Raw genomic sequence first — 1,398 nt, 5'->3', positions numbered from 1 at the left:
GGCGCAGCGGCTGCACACTCCCCCGCTGTGCGAGGTCTGCCGCGAGGGCCGGCTGCGCCCGGGGATCGTGTGGGGGGTGTGGGGGCCTGGGGACGTTCTCCGAGGATGGCGAGGGACGGTGTGCGAGAGACGGCGTGCAGGTGACGGGCGTCACGACGTGCACTGTGGGCAGGACTCTACGGCTTGTTCAACAATCAGGCAAGGGTGGGGTGTGAGACGGTTCTCCCGACCGCCGGTTGAAGCCCGCGGGGGTGCTCCCGTAAGATGGGACGGCGCAAGCCGCGCTGTTCTCCCTTCGGGCCTGCTCGCAGGGGGTCGGAAAAGCAGCGTGATCCCGCGGACTGGACTCCCGGACCGCCCCTCACCGGGCAGGCCGGGAATCACCGTTCACACCAGCGATCCAAGGCGACTTCGGTTGGCTCTCACCCAGCCTGGTTCACCTTCAGATGAGTCGCAGTAAGAGTGCGGTGTCCACACCCGAGCGGGACTCTCAAGGAGCCTGATGACGCTTCGTGCGTCGCCGGGCACCGCCATGCGGGTTCCGCCCGTCCTTTTACTACAACTTGCACGAGGAGTGATCATGGCAGCTCACTGCCAGGTAACCGGGGCTGGGCCGGGTTTCGGCCACAGCATCTCCCACTCGCACCGTCGCAACAAGCGTCGGTTCGACCCGAACATCCAGAAGAAGACCTACTGGGTCCCGTCCCTGCGCCGCAACGTCACCCTGACGCTGTCCGCCAAGGGCATCAAGACCATCGACGTGCGCGCATCGATGCCGTCGTCGCCGACCTGATCGCGAAGGGAGTGAAGCTCTGACATGGCCAAGGACAAGGACGTTCGTCCGATCATCAAGCTGAAGAGCACTGCCGGCACCGGGTTCACCTACGTGACCCGCAAGAACCGCCGCAACACTCCGGATCGCATCACCCTGAAGAAGTACGACCCGGTGGTCCGCAAGCACGTCGACTTCCGAGAGGAGCGCTGAGGCATGGCCAAGAAGTCCAAGATCGCCAAGAACGAGCAGCGCAAGGCCATCGTGGCCCGCAATGCCGAGAAGCGCCTGGAGCTGCGCAAGACCCTCGTGGACCCGAACGCGTCGGAGGAGGCCCGCGAGGCCGCCCGCGTCGGCCTGCAGAAGCTCCCGCGCGACGCCTCCCCGGTCCGCGTGCGCAACCGCGACGCCATCGACGGCCGCCCGCGCGGCACCTTCCAGCGCTTCGGCATCTCCCGCGTGCGCTTCCGGGAGATGGCGCACCGCGGCGAGCTGCCGGGCGTGACCAAGTCGTCCTGGTGACCTCGTCCTCGGCCTGACCCGAGCGTCAGGCCGGACGCGCCGTCCATGCGACGCCGCCGACCCGCACGGGCGCACCTCCACGGTGGGCCGCCCCGTCGCCGTCT

General features: G+C 67.8%; 2 protein-coding genes and 1 pseudogene. All 3 read left to right on the top strand.

Annotation, left to right across the window (positions count from 1 at the left end; genetic code table 11):
* Window positions 1–580 precede the first annotated feature (580 nt).
* Window positions 581–816 (top strand): annotated as a pseudogene (gene rpmB / locus AC2W7A_RS12445) (50S ribosomal protein L28).
* Between the two features lies 1 nt (window position 817).
* Window positions 818–985 (top strand): 50S ribosomal protein L33, encoded by a 168-nt coding sequence (gene rpmG, locus AC2W7A_RS12440; protein WP_158496420.1) that lies wholly within the window; start codon window positions 818–820, stop codon window positions 983–985.
* Between the two features lie 3 nt (window positions 986–988).
* Complete coding sequence (rpsN, locus tag AC2W7A_RS12435; RefSeq protein ID WP_485991615.1) at window positions 989–1,294, top strand: 30S ribosomal protein S14; 306 nt, start codon at window positions 989–991, stop codon at window positions 1,292–1,294.
* The last annotated feature ends 104 nt before the right edge of the window (window positions 1,295–1,398 follow it).

The organism is Micrococcus sp. LASM2_SD2 (genome assembly GCF_057364565.1).
Note: the sequence above shows the minus strand (reverse complement) of the source record. Positions and strands in the feature narration are given on the sequence as shown.

What these genes read in the sequence shown, in the direction of transcription:
- rpmG (WP_158496420.1), top strand. Translation starts at nt 818, where the DNA reads ATGGCCAAGGACAAGGACGTTCGTCCGATCATCAAGCTGAAGAGCACT.
- rpsN (WP_485991615.1), top strand. Translation starts at nt 989, where the DNA reads ATGGCCAAGAAGTCCAAGATCGCCAAGAACGAGCAGCGCAAGGCCATC.